General features: G+C 62.5%; 15 protein-coding genes and 1 pseudogene. 4 read left to right on the top strand and 12 right to left on the bottom strand.

The features are described from left to right. Nucleotides 1-23: 23 nt before the first annotated feature. Nucleotides 24-446: an RrF2 family transcriptional regulator gene (locus RGQ15_RS14385; protein WP_311161148.1), complete on the bottom strand. Its 423-nt coding sequence runs from the start codon at nt 444-446 to the stop codon at nt 24-26. Between the two features lie 121 nt (nt 447-567). Here RGQ15_RS14385 and hmpA point away from each other — a divergent pair, with 121 nt between their 5' ends. Then, nucleotides 568-1,740, top strand: coding sequence for an NO-inducible flavohemoprotein (gene hmpA / locus RGQ15_RS14380; protein ID WP_311161147.1), 1,173 nt, complete (start codon nt 568-570; stop codon nt 1,738-1,740). A gap of 25 nt (nt 1,741-1,765) precedes the next feature. Further along, nucleotides 1,766-2,980: an NnrS family protein gene (locus RGQ15_RS14375; protein ID WP_311161145.1), complete on the top strand. Its 1,215-nt coding sequence runs from the start codon at nt 1,766-1,768 to the stop codon at nt 2,978-2,980. Nucleotides 2,981-3,346: 366 nt separating this feature from the next. Here RGQ15_RS14375 and RGQ15_RS14370 read toward each other — a convergent pair whose 3' ends face one another. The 4 genes and pseudogenes from RGQ15_RS14370 to RGQ15_RS14355 form a co-directional block, all read right to left on the bottom strand. Further along, nucleotides 3,347-4,117: an SDR family NAD(P)-dependent oxidoreductase gene (locus tag RGQ15_RS14370; RefSeq protein WP_311161143.1), complete on the bottom strand. Its 771-nt coding sequence runs from the start codon at nt 4,115-4,117 to the stop codon at nt 3,347-3,349. Between the two features lie 26 nt (nt 4,118-4,143). Further along, entirely contained in the window at nt 4,144-5,712 is a 1,569-nt protein-coding gene (locus RGQ15_RS14365; RefSeq protein WP_311161142.1) for a GMC family oxidoreductase, read from the bottom strand. Beyond that, the gene (locus RGQ15_RS14360; protein ID WP_311161141.1) at nt 5,709-7,757 is read right to left on the bottom strand and encodes an acyltransferase family protein; all 2,049 of its coding nucleotides are present in this window, start codon (nt 7,755-7,757) and stop codon (nt 5,709-5,711) included. Before RGQ15_RS14360 ends, RGQ15_RS14365 begins: the two co-directional genes overlap by 4 nt. Before the next feature lie 162 nt (nt 7,758-7,919). Next, a pseudogene (locus tag RGQ15_RS14355) lies at nt 7,920-8,030 on the bottom strand (IS5/IS1182 family transposase); the annotation flags it as partial. Nucleotides 8,031-8,296: 266 nt separating this feature from the next. Between RGQ15_RS14355 and RGQ15_RS14350 the strand changes: the two are divergent. Continuing rightward, entirely contained in the window at nt 8,297-9,067 is a 771-nt protein-coding gene (locus RGQ15_RS14350; protein ID WP_311161140.1) for a FadR/GntR family transcriptional regulator, read from the top strand. Between the two features lie 3 nt (nt 9,068-9,070). On the opposite strand, the gene RGQ15_RS14345 is transcribed toward RGQ15_RS14350, so the two are convergent. The 7 genes from RGQ15_RS14345 to RGQ15_RS14315 form a co-directional block, all read right to left on the bottom strand. Continuing rightward, entirely contained in the window at nt 9,071-9,901 is an 831-nt protein-coding gene (locus tag RGQ15_RS14345; protein WP_311161139.1) for a carbohydrate ABC transporter permease, read from the bottom strand. After that, nucleotides 9,898-10,782, bottom strand: coding sequence for a carbohydrate ABC transporter permease (locus tag RGQ15_RS14340; protein WP_311161137.1), 885 nt, complete (start codon nt 10,780-10,782; stop codon nt 9,898-9,900). The genes RGQ15_RS14345 and RGQ15_RS14340 overlap by 4 nt, the downstream gene beginning before the upstream one ends. Before the next feature lie 58 nt (nt 10,783-10,840). Next, nucleotides 10,841-12,121 (bottom strand): extracellular solute-binding protein, encoded by a 1,281-nt coding sequence (locus RGQ15_RS14335; RefSeq protein WP_311161135.1) that lies wholly within the window; start codon nt 12,119-12,121, stop codon nt 10,841-10,843. A 43-nt stretch (nt 12,122-12,164) separates the two neighbouring features. Beyond that, nucleotides 12,165-13,232, bottom strand: a complete 1,068-nt coding sequence (locus tag RGQ15_RS14330) for an ABC transporter ATP-binding protein (protein WP_311161134.1) — start codon at nt 13,230-13,232, stop codon at nt 12,165-12,167. 4 nt (nt 13,233-13,236) lie between these two features. Then, nucleotides 13,237-14,736: an arabinosylfuranosidase ArfA gene (arfA, locus tag RGQ15_RS14325; RefSeq protein ID WP_311161133.1), complete on the bottom strand. Its 1,500-nt coding sequence runs from the start codon at nt 14,734-14,736 to the stop codon at nt 13,237-13,239. A gap of 187 nt (nt 14,737-14,923) precedes the next feature. After that, nucleotides 14,924-15,436, bottom strand: a complete 513-nt coding sequence (locus RGQ15_RS14320) for a DUF421 domain-containing protein (RefSeq protein WP_311161132.1) — start codon at nt 15,434-15,436, stop codon at nt 14,924-14,926. Between the two features lie 249 nt (nt 15,437-15,685). Continuing rightward, nucleotides 15,686-16,453: an IclR family transcriptional regulator gene (locus tag RGQ15_RS14315; RefSeq protein ID WP_311161131.1), complete on the bottom strand. Its 768-nt coding sequence runs from the start codon at nt 16,451-16,453 to the stop codon at nt 15,686-15,688. A gap of 209 nt (nt 16,454-16,662) precedes the next feature. Here RGQ15_RS14315 and RGQ15_RS14310 point away from each other — a divergent pair, with 209 nt between their 5' ends. Then, entirely contained in the window at nt 16,663-17,979 is a 1,317-nt protein-coding gene (locus tag RGQ15_RS14310) for an MFS transporter (RefSeq protein ID WP_311161129.1), read from the top strand. Nucleotides 17,980-18,035 lie beyond the last annotated feature (56 nt).

Below are 18,035 nucleotides of genomic sequence, written 5' to 3'. Positions count from 1 at the left end.
CTCCTTATCCTCGGCGCGCATCTTCAACCGATCTCGGGAAAATCATCGGGCGTCAGGGCGATATCTGCGATCGTGTAGCCGTCCAGCACGGCCAGGAAGGCCTCGAGCGCACGCTGCAGCGGCGCGATCAACCGGCAGCGGCAGGTGATGACGCATTGGTTCCCGGTCCGCATGCATTCGACCAATCCGAAATCCGTCTCGAGATGTCGGACCACCGCGCCGACGATGATCTCGTCGGCCGGGCGCGCCAGGCGCAACCCGCCCGAACGGCCGCGCTGCGCGCGGAGGAAATCCCCACGCGTCAGGGCGTTCACCACCTTCATCATCGTGCTGCGCGGCAGGCGATAGACCGTCACCAGTTCATCGATCGTGAAGAGCCGGTCGCCCCGCGTGGTTGCATAGATCATCACCCGCAAGGCCATGTCGGTGCTATCGTTGAGCCGCATCAGTTTCTCCTGGGCCGGGACGGAATGTCGCAGGCGATAAAGATACATTTGATTAGCATCTTTTTGAAGTGGGTATTATCTCCGTCGCGGCGGAAACATCAATCAGCGTCAGGAGGACGTCATGCCCAAGCCGCTTTCCGAGAACACCCTGTCCCTTATCGAGACGACCGCGCCGGTCGTGGCTGCCCATATCGATCAGATCGTGCCCTTCATGTATCGGCGCCTGCTATCCGATCCCCAGATTCGCGCGCTTTTCAACATGTCGCATCAGCAGGGCAGTTCGCCGCAGCACAAGGCGCTGGCGGGCGCACTGGTCGCCTACGCGTCTCATATCCGCAATCCCGCAGTGCTGGGAGCGGCGCTGGAGCGCATTGCCCAGAAACATGTCGGGCTGCAGATCCTGCCCGAGCATTACCCCCATGTCGCAACGGCCCTGCTGGGCGCGGTCAGCGAGGTCCTGGGCGAGGCCGCGACCCCGGAAATCCTTGCCGCATGGGGAGAAGCCTATTGGTTCCTTGCCGACACGCTGATCGGACGCGAGGAGCAGATCTACGCGACCTCGGAGCAGGCACCGGGCGGCTGGCGTGGCTGGCGGCGCTTCCGCGTCGTCGCCAAGACCCCCGAAACGGCTGAAATCACCTCGTTCCTGCTCGAACCCGAGGATGGCAGCCCGGTGCTTGCGCATCGGCCCGGTCAATATCTGAGCTTCCGCTTCAGCCCCGCCAAGGGCGAAGAATTCCGTCGCAACTATTCGATCTCGTCGGCGCCGAACGGGCGGGACTACCGCATCACCGTCAAGCGCGAGCCGGGCGGGCGGATCTCGAACTGGTTGCATGACGCGGTCGCGCCTGGGCATGTCGTCGAGGTATCAGCCCCGGCCGGAGAGTTCTTCCTGGACCCGGCGGGCAAGCGCGAGGTCGTGCTGCTTTCGGGTGGGGTCGGCATAACGCCAATGATCTCGATGCTGGAAGGCTACGGCGGCGGCGCGCTGCGCATGATCCATGTCCATGCCGCGCGCGATGCCAGCCAGCACGCGATGCGCGCCCGGCATCTGCATCTCGCCCATGAAAGCCATGTTTTCTACGAGCAACATGACGGCGAGGCCGATGTCCATGCCGGGCGGATCACCCCGGAATGGCTGGCCCGCATCGGCAATCCCGAGATTGCGGATTACTTCATATGTGGCCCGACCGGCTTCATGGCGGCAATGATCCAGGGCCTTAGGGCCGCCAATGTCCCGGATGACCGTATCCATTACGAGCATTTCGGCCCCTCGGCCGCTCAATTCGGTTGAGGCCAGAGGACAAGGAGGGCAGAGCATGGCAGGCAGCGCCGAGCGGAAGCGACAGTTCACCGGACCGGCGCTGTTCAGCCACGGCTTCAGGCCCTTTTTCCTGCTGGCGGCGCTTTGGGCCGCGGGCGCAATGTTGCTGTGGATCGCGATGATGCTCGGCAGGCACCCCCTGCCGGTCAGCTTCGACCCGTTCAGCTGGCACGCGCATGAATTCCTGTTTGGCTATCTCGGCGCGGTTGTCGCGGGCTTCGTGCTGACCGCCGTTCCGAACTGGACCGGAGGCCTGCCCGTCATGGGCTGGCCTCTGGCCGGACTTGTCGGTCTGTGGCTTGCCGGCAGGGTTGCAGTAGCGATCTCGGGCATGCTGCCCTGGGCCGTCACGGCGCTCGCGGACCTGTCGCTGGTCTTGGCGCTGATCATCTTCATCTCGGGCGAGATCCTGCGCGGCAGGAATTGGCGCAACCTGCCGGTGCTAGGGCTTATCGCGCTATACGGTTTCGGTAATGCGGGTTTCCATCTGCAGGAACATCTTGAACCGCCAGCCCATGATGGCTGGGCGATGCGGCTGGGACTGGCGGCGGCGTTGATGCTGATCACGCTGATCGGCGGAAGGATCATCCCGGGCTTCACCCGAAACTGGCTCGTGGCGCGGCAGGCAGCAAGACTGCCCCGGCCCTTCGGCTGGGCAGATGCCGCGATCTTCGCCCTGACGGGGCTGACGCTTGCCGGCTTCGTCAGCTGGCCCGAGGCCGCCCCGACCCATTGGCTGATGCTGCTCACCGGAGCACTGCACCTCTGGCGAGTGTTGCGCTGGCGCGGCTGGCAGGTTCGGTCCGAGCCGCTGCTTTGGGTCTTGCACACGGCCTATGGCTTTCTTGCCCTTGGCTTTCTGGCCGAAGGCGCGGCGGGTTTCGGATTTCCTCCGGCGCCAAACGCGCGGCATCTTTGGCTCGTCGGGGCAATCGGGCTGATGACGCTGGGAGTGATGTGTCGCGCGACGCTGGGGCATACCGGACGCCCGCTTCATGCCGGGCCGGCGACGCTGTTAATCTATGCGGCCCTGATGTTCTCGGCGCTCGCCCGGCTGGCGGTCCCATTCACGGGAAATCCCGGCGGGCTGTTGCATCTGGCGGGCGGGCTGTGGATCTTCGCCTTTGGCGGGTACGCGGCGGTATACGGGCCGATGCTGCTGCGCCCAAGGCACCATCAAGCCCTAGCCCGAGCTTCCACCGGAAAGTGAGCCGTCGCGGCCGATGAATTTCGGGGCACGCTCTGGTCAAGCCGCGGGGCCTTCTTCCTTTTCGCGCCAACGGGGTGCATTTGGCCTGGAAGCCCATGGCCGGCGTTTCCTGTTTCCAGGATGTGGCACCTCGGGTTTAGGGGACCGGGCAGCGCGGTGGTCATCTTGGCCGAAAAGTCGAGGCCGGAAACCTCCGCCGGCCGGAAAGCGCGCAGTTTCAGCCTCTCGGTCAAACGGGTCCGGCTTGCGGGACGCTCTGGCATGCAATCCGGTATCAAGAAGCCCGCGCCGACCCATTCAGCCTTCGGGCGGCATGGCCGAAAAGCTTGCGCCTGAACCGCCACAGGCTGCTTCGGCCCAGGTCCATCAAGGATGCAAACTTCGGTTGCGGGTCACCAAGCCTGAGATGTGCCCCCGCGATGGTGCATTGCGCATAAGGAACCGGTCCAGGATTCGTGATTTCAATGAACGCGGGGGTGCGAGTTCGGCATCCCTTTCCCAAAGCGCGCCATTGAGTGCGGGATCGTCGGAAAGCGCGAGTTCGACACCCCATCGGGCGGACATTGCTGGGTCCAACCCATCGGTTGCCCCCATTTGCGTGTTCAGGATACCAGGCGCCCAGGAGCTGATGATGATTTTCGGATAGCGTTCGTGAAGATCCGCAACAAGAGCGTTGGTGAGAATGCGGCAAGCGCCCTTCGAAACCGAATAGGCGCTGCTGCCGGACTGGGGTGCAAGGTCCGCAAATGAGACAACGTTCAGAATGCGCCCCCTGCCGGCTTGGATCATGTCGTCGATGGCAAGGCGACAACAGGCGGCCATGCCACCCAGGTTGATCGCGACCGTTTCCATGAAGCTGGCTGGACTCTCGTCTAGAAAATCGCGTCGCGGATAGCTGGCGGCATTATTGATGAGGATCGAGATGTCTCCGATCTGCCGGATCCGTGCAAAGCTTTCCGAAAGCTGCGCAAAATCCGATATATCGCACGTGAACCCATGGAATCTTTCAGGTGATCCGCTGAGCTTGCCGGTTTCGTTCAATTTCTGTCCGTCGCGGCCGAGACCGGCGACCACAAGCCCCCTGCCCATCAGGCCGATGGCCAATGCCCGCCCGAGCCCGCTACCCGCTCCGGTCACGACAGCGATGTTCCTGGATTGCTCAGTTATGACAGTTCCTCCATTTTTTCGGCAACGCGCAAGGCGTTTGCGGCAATGGTCAGGCTGGGGTTCACACCCATTGACGTCGGCATGAATGACGCATCGGTGACCCAAAGATTGGTCATGCCATGGACCCTGCAATTTTCGTCAAGCACGCTTTTTTCGGGATCTTTGCCCATGCGAAGACTGCCGCAGGGATGCCCGAAATTCGGCTCTGGCTCATATGTCAGGAAAAAGCTGCGCTGGTTATTCATCGCTTTGCCGACAAGCTTGCGGAAACGCTCGCGCCTGTTCAGCAGTTCGGGCGCAAATTTGTACTGGATCAGGATGCCGCCCTCCCGCATGGGATCTTGCGTCACCCTGTTGTCGGCATAGGGCAGATCCTCGAGAAGCGCCACGAACACCTTGGCCTGACCCAGGGTGCGCGCCGCGATCATCGCTGGAAGCCTTGCGAATTGCCGCGCCCCGGGAATCCTTCGCGCGGCAGAGCGGGCAAGACGCAACCGCAGAAAGTGCAGGATCTCGCCTTCTCCAACATTGAGGCCCATCGCCTGGACCATTCCGAAACGTTCGCCTTCGGCAAAATATAGATCGCGGAATCCGACGGATTTTGCAGCTTCCGAAAAGGCCGCGCGGCGCGGCGGCCAAATGGCGAACATCTCGTTGAAATGGAACATGAGATTGCGGCCGACCTGGTCGTTCCTGTTGCCGATGCCGTCAGGCCAATGGTCGGCCCGGGATGCGAGAAGAAGGCGCGGCGAAGACAGCGCGCCGGCAGCAAGGACGATGTGTCGCGCCGAAAAGCTGAGGCTCTGGCCGTCGCGCAGGGCCACGACATGGGAGACAGCGCCGGGCTGGCCACATATTTCCGTGACCTCGCAGCAATCCACCACGACGGCTCGGCCAGTTGCCACTGCCGGTTCGACGCCCGCAGAACGACCGTCCATCTTGCAAGGATGGGGACATTTTCGGCCTAGGCATTCCTCGCATCCTTGGATACGGCGCAGGGCGCTATGCAGTTGATAGGGGTGCAATCCGGCCGCGCGCATCTGCGCCATGATCCGGGCATCGCCGTCACTGATCGTCGGGCCAGGGACGAGCAGCGGCGAGGGGTATTGCGCCAGGGGATCCTGCTCACCGTTGACCGCGAAGATCTGCTGCGCTCGGTCGAAATAGGGCAGCATTTCGGCAAAGCCGATCGGCCAGCCGCCGGTTGGATGGGGTCGTTCCGGGCTATGGTCAAGATCATGGGGCTCGGGACGCTCGAGCGTCGCTGCGAAGAATACGGACGAGCCGCCGACCCCTGCGCCGAGCGGCGCGTGAAAGTTCCGTTCCGATCCGTCGACGATCGCGCGAACCGGATCGGGCCATGCCCCCAGCCTCATCCGGGCCGCAGGATCGGTGAGATCGTCGTGGGGCAAGGCATTTCCCTCGCTCCGCCCACCCTGTGGGCCCTTTTCAAGGAAAAGCACGGACCAGCCCATCTCGGCCAGGCGCCTGCCGACCGTCCCGCCGCCGATGCCCGTTCCAATGACGATGGCGTCCCAGTTTCGGGACCTGATGTCGTCGATCACGATCTGCCCCCTTCCGCATCGCCGGAAAGAAACGGAAGAAACAGGTCCCGCATCGCGACCGCGCCCACATAGGTCAGGTGGTTGTTGTCAAAGTAGAACGACCTGCCTTCCTGCATGCCGCTGCAAGCGCCTGAACAAAGACGAGGCCATGGATCGATCAGCTTGATCTGCCCGGCATCTGCCAATTGGTCGATCGGGGCCTCTGCCCGCCGGGTGCGTTCGGTCAGTTCCTCCAGCGAAACAGTGGCAAGCTTGGCGGCTTCCGCTTCGGTCAGCTTGCCATGCGCCATTTCGCGCGCGATTTCGGGGCTGTCATATTGCGGGAGCTCGGGCACCTGCCGCAGCAGAAAGACCGCATACCCCTCGGATCTGAGCTCGGCGACGGTGCGGTGAAGTGCCGCGCCGAACAGGTCGGCCTGATCCGCTGCGGCTGGCAGACCGGAACCCGCCGCCGCCGACATCCGGATTAGGTTATGTGCATCCCGTCCAACGCCGCTGCCCTCTGCGTAATAGGTCCAGCGGCCGACGAGCAACAGCCGCTTGATGCCATCGAACTGCCGCAGCGCGGCGCGGATCTTGTCGTTGTCGAGTCTGCAGGCGCGGTCCTGATCGGGTGTCGCGGCGGTTTCGGTCTTGTCGAGCCCGAACAGCGGCGGGCAGCCCGCATGCCAGATGATGAGGCCCGGCCGCGCAGCTTCGTTGGCCGCCATGGCAAGCCCGTCCATCTGGGCGCGCAGGTGACTGTCGCCCCAGATCAGGAACTCGGGCTTGCCCTCAGGGCCAATGGCGCAGGTTTCGATACCGGCAAGAGGCCCTTTTTCGGACCGGAAGCAGCGGCTGGTATCCTGAAGAAAACCACTCGAGGCCGTGATATGGACCCGAACCTCGGGTGGGAACCGATCCGCGAGCCCGTTGGTCACATAGGCGAGTGCGCCAAGCCCCATTGTTGCTCCGCCTGCAGCAACCACCCCCGTCAAAAGCCAGCCCGCCCGCAACTCTCGCGCCTGACGGACGGGCTGTTCGATGAAGCGCCAGCTGAGGGCAGAGAGGGCGAAAACCAACACGAGCCAGAAAAGCCCCTCCAGTGCAGATCCGTATCCGCCGCGCCAGTAGCGGGAAAGGATCAGGACGGGCCAGTGCCACAGATAGAGTGAATAGGAAATGAGGCCCACGAACGTCACGGCGCGCAAGGACAGCAGCCTTGCGACGGGATTCTTGCTGGGCTCGCCGATGCTCGTCCCCGCAATCAGGGCTGCGGTGGCGACGACGGGCAGGATGGCCTGCCAGCCCGGAAATCCTGCACTCCGCACCATCAGGATCGAAACGGCAATCAGGATGAGCCCGCCCCATGACAGAAGCGCAGCGAGGCCGCGACCGGGGCCGAATTGTCGCAAGATGATGGCCAGAACGACGCCCGTCAGCAATTCCCAGGCTCGATAGGGGAACAGATAGAATGTCGCGACAGGATGATCAGGCGTCAGGGCGACACACGCCGCTAGCGAGCCAGCCCAGGCCCCGACAAGGATGAACAGGACGGTTCCTGGTCGCGCCCGCAGCCTGGTCAGAAGGATCAGGAAGAACGGAAGAAAGATATAGAACTGTTCTTCGACCGAAAGGGACCAAGTGTGCAGAAGGACGCGGTTTTCTGATCCGATGTCGAAATATCCCGCCTCCCTGTAAAAGAGAACATTCGACAACCACACGCTCGACGCGATCAGTTCCTTGCCGAAACTGCGGAACTCAAAGGGCAGCAGGATGAACCAGGATGCGATCGTGCTGGCGATTGCCACGGCGAAAAACGCGGGTGCCAACCTGCGGACCCGCCGCATGTAAAAGCGCCCCAGGTTGATTTTTCCGTTCGAAATCAACTCAGCCCAGAGTATCCCGCCAATCAGGTAACCGGAAATGACGAAAAACACGTCTACCCCGATAAAGCCTCCCGTCAGGCCAGGCACTCCAAAATGATAGAGGACGACTGCCATTACCGCGATGGCGCGCAGACCATCGATCTCGGGGCGATATGCAAGGTGAAACTTCGAATTCATAAACAATTCAGTCCATCGTCGCAACGAATCGCAGATATAACCAACCGTCGACCAAGCTCGGGCCCATGTTAATCGGTTCTTTTCATTTTTCTATCGGAGAGATTGCCAGAAATAGCGCAGCCTTGGGCGGATGCATGTCGCGTCGATGAAGCCCAAGGGTTCTCAGGCGGTCTTGTCGTGCCGCGTGGCCACGCGGCGGGCGTTCTTCAGCTTGTGGAAGCATCGCTCGACCAGGTTACGCAGCCGCCAGCGCGTTCGGTCGACCGCGATGCGGGCAGGGTCTGCGGGGTCTTTGCTTCCGCGTCTGGCTCAGGACAGGGCAGGCAGGCGACGGCATCTGCCTTTCGTCCTGCCGATCGGGCGGGGCCTTTGACACATCAGCGACGGCCGCAACGCAAGCAAGCTTGGTGCCGCGCGGCACGCGTCGCGTGGAATTCGGTCGCGCGGTCCGGACGTGCCGATTCGGGACCGGATTGCCTGACGCTGACGGTTCAAGATTTCTGCTGAGTTTCGTGACCGGATCGGTTATGACGGAAAGCATGAAGCAATTGCAGACCTCAGCAGAGAAGCCTGTCTTTTCAACCCATTCGACGCGGCGGATTCACGGCTCGATCGCCGATTGGCTGGGGCGCCAGATCGTCGCAGGTCAGTTGGCCGAAGGACAGCCGGTGCCGAAGGAAATGGAGTTCGGCGATCTGGCCGGGGTGTCGCGCGGCGCGTATCGCGAGGCGCTCCGCCAGGTCGCTGCCAAGGGGATGCTGATCAGCCGCACGCGCAGCGGGACGCGCGTAGCCACGCGCGAGAACTGGACATTGCTTGATCCCGATGTCGTGCGCTGGTTCTTCGAATCCGGAACCCCTCCGGATTGGTTCATCACCTCGATCTACGAATTGCGCGCGATGGTCGAGCCCTCGGCCGCAGCATTGGCCGCCGAGCGGCGGACCGAAGCGAACCTCGACGCATTTCGCAAGGCGTTGCATGCCATGCGCACCTGCGAGATGACCGAGACGAGCTGGCATCAGGCGGATGCCAGTTTTCACCGCTCGATCCTGCGCAGCTCGCATAACCCGGTGCTCGTCACGCTCGAGGCCGGTATCTGCGCAGCCGTCGCCTTTACCACGGCCTTCCGCTACCGCGACATGCCCAATCCCCATACCCGCAACCCGGTCGAGGAACATGCTGCCGTCTTCGAGCGGATCGAGGCGCAGGATGCGGCGGGCGCGCGCAGGTTGATGTCCGAACTGGTCGATACCGCCCTGCTCGACACATCGGGCAGGACGATCTTTGACCTCAGGCAGTCAGCGCCCTGAGCATCAGCCCTTGACCCCGGACGAGATCATGACGGCCTCGGTCACGCGTTTTTGGAAGATCAGATAGGCGATGGCGACCGGCGCCGCGCCGAGCAGCGCCACCGACATCACCCGCGCATAGGCCACGCCAAAGGCATCGTTCACCTGAGTCAGCCCGACCGGGATCGTCATCATGTTCTCGGTCGTGATCACCAGGAAAGGCCACAGGAAGGCGTTCCACGAGGAAATGAAGGTGATGATCGCAAGCGCCGTGGTAATGCCCCAGTTCAGCGGCAGATAGACCCTGAAGAGCAGGGTGTAATCGCCGCCGCCGTCCAGAACGACTGCCTCCTTCATCTCCTTGGGCACGGCGTCGAAGAATTGCTTGTATACGATGATGACCACAGGCACGACCAGCTGCGGCAGGATGATCCCGCCCCATTTGTTGATCAGGCCAAGATCGTTCATCAGCATGAATTGCGGCACGACCAGGACCTGTGCAGGCACCATGAAGCTGCCCAGCACGATTGCGTAAAGCAGCCGACGACCGGGAAACTGCATCTGGCTGATGGCATAGGCGCACATCATCCCGGTCACAAGCACCGTGGCCGTGATGATGAGCGACGTCCCGATCGAGTTCACATACCAATGGACCAGGCTCGAATTGAACAGCGCATCATGGTAGGCGCTCAGGTTGAATTCATCGGGCAAGAGCCCCGCCTGATCCGATACGACCCGGTTTTCCGTGCGGATCGAGGTCACGAAGGCCCAGTAAAGCGGAAAGATCCAGATCGCGCCGGCAACCAGCGTCAGCGCGGTCAGCGCCCAGTTCTCGATGCGTCTTTGAGCCGTCATTTCCGCCCCCTGATGCGCAGAAGCTGATATTGCAGGACCGAAACCGTCACGATCAGCAGGAAGACCACCAGCGAGATCGCCGCCGCATAGCCGCCGTGGTTCTGCTGGAAGGCCTCGCGATAGACCATCAAGAGCAGGACATAGCTCGAATTGAACGGCCCGCCTTCGGACAGCAGGTAGACCTGATCGAAAAGCTTAAGTTGCAAGATCAGTTGCAGCGTCAGGACCAGGGCCACGACCGGCCACAGCAAGGGCCATGTGACGCGGGTGAATTGCTGGCGACGGTTCGCGCCGTCCAGTGCCGAGGCCTCATACAGATCCTGTGGGATATTGCGCAGCCCGGCAAGGAACAGCAGCACATTGAAGCCGTTCGTCCACCAGATCGTGACCAGCGCGACCATGGGCATGACCCAATGCGGGTTCTTGAAGACCGGGACCGGCTTGCCCGCGATCAGCTCCAGCACGGGCTGCAGGATGCCGAACTGGAAATCCAGCATCCAGGCCCAGATCTGCGTCACGACCGAGACCGGCAGGATATAGGGCAGGAAGAAAAGGGCCAGCGCCAGCGCCTGAAGCCGCCCTGAAAGCCTTTGCACCATCAACGCGATGCCAAGGGCAATGGCGGTGGTGGGGATGACCGTCAGCAGGACGAAATAGCCGTTGTTCTTGAGCGAGGTGTAGAAAAGCCTGTCGGCAAGCAGCTCGCGATAGTTCTGCAGCCCGACCCATTCTCCGCCGCCGATCAGCGTGGCATTCGTGAAACTCAGGCGGATAACCTCGACGATCGGATAGGCGAAGACCAGCGCGAAGATGGCAACGAAGGGCAGGATCAGGGAATAGGCGACAAGCCGGTGGCGTCGCTGGTTGCGTATCATCGCCATGAGGGGTCCTTTCGGAAAGCGCGTGGCCCCCGGAATGTGCCGGGGACCACGTCGTTCGTTACTTCATGGCCTTTTCCAGCTCGGCTTTCAGCTGCTCGACCGCCTCGGTCGGGGGCATGTAGCCGTGGATCGCGGGCGCGATGATATTGACCGCCGCGTCATAAGTGGGCGAGGCAACGCCGGCGGCCGGGCTGCGCGGATCATAGGTCGCGCGATCGGCAAGTCCGGCATAATTCGAATTGGGCTTCATCGCGGCGAATTCGGGTGACGAGGCGACGGGCTTGTAGGCCGGGATATGGCCCGCCGCCGCCCAGTCCAGCGAATGTTTCTCCATCCAGCCGATCAGCTTCATCACGGCCTCGCGCTTTTCCGCGGACATTTCCGATTTGCCCTGGATCGGCACTGCCCAGCCATGGCTGTCGGCCCAGTTGGTCTGCTTGCCCATCAGGGTCGGGATCTCGGCCACGCCCCATTCGAAGCCCAGCTCGTTCTTGGCCGAAAGGTCGACCATCGTGGGAACCTCCCACGCGCCGTTGAAGAAGAAGGCAGACTTGCCCGAGGTGAAGAGCGCGACCGAGGCCTCATACAGCGCCTGTTCCGGTTGCCAGCCATTCTCGGTCCATTTCGTCATGATCTCGATGGCGCGCGCGGCCTTTTCGGCGCTGTCACCCGGCAAAACCTGCCCGTCCGTCGAAATCAGTTCACCGCCCTGCTGCGCAAGCAGGGTATAAAAGACCCGGTACACTCCGCCATCATCGCCGGTGGCATAGGACAGTGGCGCGGTCGAGCCATTCGACTTGGCGGCCTCCAGCGCGCCTTCAAAAGAGTCCAGCCCGTCGATCCCGGTCAGGTTGCCGTCTTCGCCCAGATAGGGCGTTCCCTTGAGCAAGTCCTTGTTATAGAACAGGACTGTCGAATGGATATCGAAGGGCACGGCGTAAAGCGTGCCGTCAGGTCCCTTGGCCGCCGCCAGCGCAGCTGCGTAAAAATCGTCCTGCGACAGACCGGCTGCCTGCAGGTCGGCATCGGTGATCGGCGTCAGGATGCCTTCCTTCAGCCCCATCGGCAGGCGGGACAGGTGATAGGTCATGACATCGGGCCCCTGCCCCACGGCAGCCGAGGTGCGCACCTTGGTATAGAAGGGAGTGCCCCATTCCAGCGTCGTTGCCTTGACCTTGATATCGGGGTTCTCGTCGTTGAATTCCTGGATCAGCGCCTTCATCCGGGCGCCATCGCCACCGGCGAAGAAATCCCACCAGGTGATTTCCTGCTGCGCCGCCAAGGCCGGCAATGCGCCGCCCAGAAGTGCTGCCAGTGCAACCGAGGTAAACAGTTTCATTCTTCTTCCCTCCTCCTTGGCCGGACCTCCCTGTCCGGTGAAATCAGCGCAGACGCAGGCCGTCCGTCGCGAAACAATGGACCTGCGCGGGGTCGGCGGCCAGCATCAAGCGCTGGCCATCCAGCCGGTCGCGCAGCCCCCGGCGTTCAAAAACGATGTCCACCCCCGAGGCGAGGCGGCAATGGACATAGGCGTTGCCCCCCAGTTCCTCGGCCATCTCGACCGTAACCGGCAGGCCGACTGCCGAGGGAACCAGATGTTCGGGGCGAATCCCCAGGATCACCTTGGTCCCGATGCCGGGCCGCTCGGAGAGATGCGCCTCTAGCGTCCCTTCTTCGGTCGCGACCGCCACGCCGGTGGCGCTGTGGCCGGTCACGGTGCCGGTCACGAAATTCATCGAAGGGCTTCCGATGAACCCCGCGACGAAGCGGTTGTCCGGGTCGTCGTAAAGCCTGAGCGGCGCGCCCGATTGCTGCACGACGCCGCCACGCAGCACGAAGATGTCATCGGCCAGCGTCATGGCCTCGACCTGGTCATGCGTGACATAGATCATCGTCGCGCCGATCTGATTGTGCAGGCGCGACAGTTCCAGCCGCATCTGCACACGCAGTTCCGCATCGAGGTTCGAAAGCGGCTCGTCGAACAGGAACACCTCGGGCTCGCGCACGATGGCGCGGCCGATGGCGACGCGCTGGCGCTGCCCGCCCGAAAGCTGGGCGGGGCGCTTTTCAAGATGGTCGGTCAGTTGCAGGATGCGAGCCGCCTCGCGCACCTTCGCCTCGCGCTCGGCCCGCGATTTCTTCGCGAGCCGCAGGGAAAAGGCCATGTTCTCGGCCACGCTCAGATGCGGGTAAAGCGCATAGGACTGGAAGACCATGGCGACCCCGCGCTTGGCGGGCTCAACCTGCGTCACGTCCCGCCCGCCGATCTCGATCGTGCCGCCCGACGTGTCTTCGAGCCCCGCGATCATGCGCAGAAGCGTCGACTTCCCGCAGCCCGAAGGGCCGACAAAGACACCGAACTCACCCTTTTGCACGGTCAGGGACACGTCCTTGATGATATCGACCGCCCCGAAGCTTTTGCGGATATTCCGAAGGACAACGCCAGACATCGGATCAGACCTTCAACCGGATGACATGGTAGGAAAGCGGCGCAAGCTTGCCGCCCAGCTCACCCTGTTGAACCGCCAGACCCTTGCCCTCGACCGGCGCGATCGGCTCGGCATCCGGGCCGTTGGTGGCCATCAGGTCATGGCCCTCGATCACCTTGTGGAACTCGATCGCGGCATCGGGGTAGCCTGTCAGCGACAGGCGCAGGTCCACGCTTTCGGTCAGGTGGCGGTTGACCGCGAAGATCGTGACGGTGCCGTCCTTGGTGACCGCGCTGATATCGAGGTAATCGACATCCGAAGCGACCTCGCAATCGTATTTCGGCCCGTCCACAGCGACCCGCAGCGCCGTGCCGCGTCCGTAAAGCGAGGCAAGCTGATAGGGCCAGTAGATCGACTGCCGCCATGCCTTGCCGCCCTTGTCGGCACGGATCGGCGCGATGACGTTCACCAATTGCGCGATGCAGGCGATCTTCACCCGGTCCGAGCGGCGGATGAATTCGTTCAGCAGACCGGCGACGAAAAGCGTGTCCTCGAAGGTGTAGTTTTCTTCCAGCAGGTCGGGGGCCTCGGGCCAGTCCCAGGTCCGCCAGCGTTGGGAATCTTCCTCGCGGCGGTGATACCAGACGTTCCACTCGTCGAAGCAGATATGGACGTCGTTCTTGGCCCGCTTCTTGGCCTTGACGAAATCGATGACGCCGCCGATCGCGTTGATATAGCGACCGGTTTCCTCGATCTTGCCGAAGAAGTTCAGGGTATCGCGCGAGCTATTGCCGAAATATTTGTGCAGCGAGATGTAATCGACATGTTCGTAGCATTCTTCCAGCACCGAACGTTCCCATTCGGGATAGGTCGGCATCTGGTCGTTCGACGATCCGCAGACGATCAGTTCGGCATCCGGCGTCATCGCGCGCAGCGCCTTGGCCGTCTCGTCGGCAAGGCGGCCATATTCGCGGGCAGGTTTGGCACCGATCTGCCAGGGCCCGTCCATCTCGTTGCCAAGGCACCACATCTTGACGCCATAGGGCTTTTCCACCCCATGGCTGCGGCGCAGATCGGACCAATAGGTCCCGCCCGGATGGTTCACATATTCCATGAAGTTGCGGGCTTCCTCGATCCCGCGTGAACCAAGGTTCACCGCAAGCATCATGTCGATGCCCAGCTCATTGGCCCAGCCGGCGAATTCGTTGATGCCGACCTGGTTCGTCTCCTTGCTGCGCCAGGCAAGATCCAAGCGCACGGGACGATTTTCCTTCGGCCCGATCCCGTCCTCCCAGTTATAGGCGGAAACGAAATTGCCGCCCGGATAGCGGATCGCCGGAATATCCAGATCGCGCACGAAGCCCGCCACGTCTCGGCGGAAGCCGTTGCCGTCGGCCTGCGGGTGCCCCGGCTCGTAGATGCCGGAATAGATCGCCCGGCCCATATGTTCGATGAATGCCGCGTATAGCCGGTTGTCGATATCGGAAATCGTGAAATCACGATGGATGGCGGCGTTGATCCGCATGCTGCTCCCCCTCTATTTGTCCGACAAATAAAGGGGGAGCGCCGCGGCTGTCAAACCAAAATTCATCTGCCGACCGTGGACTGCGCAAAACGCTTCCTGGCCCCGCACGCTGGATGCTTGGTCGAGACAGCGCCTGCCTCCTCGGCATTGTTGATCGGCATGCGGTGATGCGGCCGAAGCGCCTGATTTACCTGCAGGGGTCCGCTTCGGCGGGCGGCGGCACCGCAGGCCCGACCTCGTCGCGACGGATCACGCTCATGGCTGCATCGGATTCCAGGATGACCCACTTCACCTCATCCAGCTTGTGGCAGCCAGCACGCCGGATGGCGCTCTGAACTTCCGATTCCGTCACCCGTTCGGCGCGCATGGTTGCCGGGCAAAGTCTCCCGTCCTGAACCAGAATCGCTGGGTCGGCGCGGATCAGATCGGAAAACCCGGGCAGGATCGTCGAAACCTTGGTCACCAGCCATTGCAGCCCCAAAAGGACGCTGATCGCCGTCACCGCCTGCAAGACACTGACGTCGCGCATCAGCGCGCCCGAAGACATGAGCGACCCGATCGAGACGGTGACGACCCAGTCGAAATTGTTCATCTGCGAAGTCGTCCGCTTGCCCGAGAGCCTGATCAGGACCACGATGGCGATATACATGGCCGCAGCCGACAAAGCGACATCGCCCAAAAGGCTCAGTTGTTTTTGCATAGCGATCTGCCGTCCCTGTTTCGCCGTGGAATTTGCGGGCGGTGCGCGGGGGGATCAGCACCCGCCCATGATGGCATTGCCGACGGGGTCGCGCACTTCATCTTGCAATTTCGGCACAAGCGCAAACATCACGGCCTCCGTGTCGGGGACGGTGCCAACCCGCGTGCCCGGACTTTGTTCCCGGCCCGCGGATGTGATGGGGCATTGCGTCGCTCTCACCCGGTTCCGGGCTTGCGCATCCCCCCGGGGCTAGATCACCAGATCCGACAGGCTGTCGGCGGCATGGCGCAGGGCGGGCAGATAGGTCAGGCCCATCTCCAAGGTCGTGCGCTGCAACGGCGCGTGGAACGAGATCGTCGCGCAGAACCGCTTCCCGGGATCGAAGACGGGGACCGCGATCGCGATCATGCCGGGGATGAACTCTTCGCAATCGGTGGCATGGCCGCGTTCCCGGATCGCCTCGATCTCGCGGCGCAAGGTCTCGGGATCGGTCACGGTCTGCGGGGTATGGCTGGTCAGCCGCGCCTTGCCAAGATAGCGCGCGAACTCCGCCGCCTCCATCTGCGCCAGCGCCGCCTTGCCGGCGGCGGTCGCATGCAGCGGCACGCGCGAGCCGACCTTCAGCGCGATCCGAAGCGGCCATTGGGTCTCGACCCTGTCGACATAGATCATCGCATCGCCGTCGGGGATCGACAGGTTGCAGGTCTCGCCGATGCTTTCATGAAGCCGCATCAGCACTTCGCGGCGCGGCAGGTGATGCTCACCCGAACGCAGGACGCCCAGCATCATCTCGCGCAGGCGGGGCCCCGGCAGATAGCTGCGCCCGTCGAGATAGCGCGACAGGTACCCCTCGGATTCGAGATGGGCGACAAGCCGGTGAATCGTTGGCTTGGGCAGGCCAAGGCTCGTGTTGATCTCGGTCGCGGTCAAAGGGCGGGCGGCGTTCGCGACGACCTCGATGATCTGCAGATGCCGCAGGCTGGGTGCGGTCGTGCTGGTATCGCGGCTTTGGTCCATTCGCCTGCCTTTGCTTCTGATGCGAGCATCTTAGCGCGCGGAATCCGCAGGGCCAAGCAGATGGAACTTTCATTATTTGAGACTTAAAGTATCAAAAATGATTGACGCATGGCCGCGACTCGGCGCAGCATCCCCCTATCGACGCAAGAGGAGAGGGCGTCGATCCCATCACGACAGACCAGCAAGACCACATCGCACGGGAGGGCGTAATGTCGGATCTGAGCATCGGTGCCTATGGCACCTCCACGCAGGAAAACAATGTAAGAAAGGTCGTCTTTGCCAGCCTCGTCGGCTCGACGATCGAATGGTACGATTTCTTCCTTTACGGCGTCGTCGCCGGTATCGTCTTCAACAAGCTGTACTTTCCGTCCGACAACGAAACTGTCTCGATCCTTCTGGCCTATGCCACCTTCGCCGTGGGCTTCATCGCCCGACCATTGGGCGGGCTGGTCTTCGGCCATTTCGGCGACCGTATCGGGCGCAAGACCATGCTCGTCATCACGCTTCTGATGATGGGCGGTGCGACGGTCGCGATCGGGCTTCTGCCGACCTACGAAAGCATCGGCATTCTGGCCCCGATCCTGCTGCTTGTGCTGCGGGTGCTGCAGGGCATCGGCATCGGCGGCGAATGGGGCGGGGCGGTCCTGATGGCCTATGAATTCGCGCCCAAGGAAAAGCGCGGCTTCTATGCCTCGATCCCGCAGATCGGCCTGTCCCTGGGGCTGTTCATGGCCTCGGGTGTCATGGCGCTCTTGACGCAACTTCCGGATGAGGCATTCCTGTCCTGGGGCTGGCGTTCGGCCTTCATCGCCTCGATCATCCTCGTTGGGCTGGGGACGTGGATCCGCAGCAATATCGGGGAAAGCCCGGAATTCGAGAAGTCCCGCGCCGAATCCCGCGCCCGCGATCAGGGCCTGCCCTTTGTCGACATGCTGAAGCGCTATCCGGCCAGCGTCGGGCTGGGCATGGGCGCGCGTTACATCGACGGCGTGTTCTTCAACGTCTTCGCGGTGTTCTCGATCGTCTACCTGACCAAATATGCCGAACCGCATATGGAGCGCAGCTTCGCACTGTGGACCGTTTGCGCGGCAGCCGTGGTGATGATCTTCTGCATCCCGTTCTTTGGCCGGCTTTCGGACAGGATCGGGCGGCCCAAGACCTATGCAATCGGCTCGCTCCTGCTGACGCTCAGCGTGTTCCCGGCCTTTGCGCTTCTCGCCTCGGGAAATCCGGCGCTGATCATTCTGGGGATCGTGCTGCCCTTCGGGATCATCTACCCGATGTGCTACGGCCCCGAAGCGGCGCTGTTTGCCGATCTCTTCGACCCCAGCGTGCGCTATACCGGCGTGTCCTTCGTCTACCAGTTTTCGGGGATCTTCGCCTCGGGAATCACGCCGATGATCGCAACCGCGCTGATGGCCGAAAACAACAACGATCCCTTCTGGCTCTGCGCCTACGTGGTCTTCGCGGGCCTCGTGTCGATGGTCAGCGCGATCCTGATCGGGCGTCGGCAGCGCCGCACCTGATCCCTGCCCCGGCGATGTCCCGCCCGGGGCATCGCAAACCCAGCCGCAGATCCGAT

The sequence above is a fragment of the Paracoccus sp. MBLB3053 genome, from assembly GCF_031822435.1.
GTDB classification, from domain to species: Bacteria; Pseudomonadota; Alphaproteobacteria; order Rhodobacterales; family Rhodobacteraceae; genus Paracoccus; species Paracoccus aurantius.
This window is presented reverse-complemented; position numbering and strand designations above follow the sequence as displayed.

What these genes read in the sequence shown, in the direction of transcription:
- RGQ15_RS14385 (WP_311161148.1), bottom strand. Translation starts at nt 446, where the DNA reads ATGCGGCTCAACGATAGCACCGACATGGCCTTGCGGGTGATGATCTAT.
- RGQ15_RS14350 (WP_311161140.1), top strand. Translation starts at nt 8,297, where the DNA reads ATGAAGCAATTGCAGACCTCAGCAGAGAAGCCTGTCTTTTCAACCCAT.
- RGQ15_RS14375 (WP_311161145.1), top strand. Translation starts at nt 1,766, where the DNA reads ATGGCAGGCAGCGCCGAGCGGAAGCGACAGTTCACCGGACCGGCGCTG.
- RGQ15_RS14310 (WP_311161129.1), top strand. Translation starts at nt 16,663, where the DNA reads ATGTCGGATCTGAGCATCGGTGCCTATGGCACCTCCACGCAGGAAAAC.
- hmpA (WP_311161147.1), top strand. Translation starts at nt 568, where the DNA reads ATGCCCAAGCCGCTTTCCGAGAACACCCTGTCCCTTATCGAGACGACC.
- RGQ15_RS14360 (WP_311161141.1), bottom strand. Translation starts at nt 7,757, where the DNA reads ATGAATTCGAAGTTTCACCTTGCATATCGCCCCGAGATCGATGGTCTG.
- arfA (WP_311161133.1), bottom strand. Translation starts at nt 14,736, where the DNA reads ATGCGGATCAACGCCGCCATCCATCGTGATTTCACGATTTCCGATATC.
- RGQ15_RS14345 (WP_311161139.1), bottom strand. Translation starts at nt 9,901, where the DNA reads ATGACGGCTCAAAGACGCATCGAGAACTGGGCGCTGACCGCGCTGACG.
- RGQ15_RS14340 (WP_311161137.1), bottom strand. Translation starts at nt 10,782, where the DNA reads ATGGCGATGATACGCAACCAGCGACGCCACCGGCTTGTCGCCTATTCC.
- RGQ15_RS14330 (WP_311161134.1), bottom strand. Translation starts at nt 13,232, where the DNA reads ATGTCTGGCGTTGTCCTTCGGAATATCCGCAAAAGCTTCGGGGCGGTC.
- RGQ15_RS14315 (WP_311161131.1), bottom strand. Translation starts at nt 16,453, where the DNA reads ATGGACCAAAGCCGCGATACCAGCACGACCGCACCCAGCCTGCGGCAT.
- RGQ15_RS14320 (WP_311161132.1), bottom strand. Translation starts at nt 15,436, where the DNA reads ATGCAAAAACAACTGAGCCTTTTGGGCGATGTCGCTTTGTCGGCTGCG.
- RGQ15_RS14335 (WP_311161135.1), bottom strand. Translation starts at nt 12,121, where the DNA reads ATGAAACTGTTTACCTCGGTTGCACTGGCAGCACTTCTGGGCGGCGCA.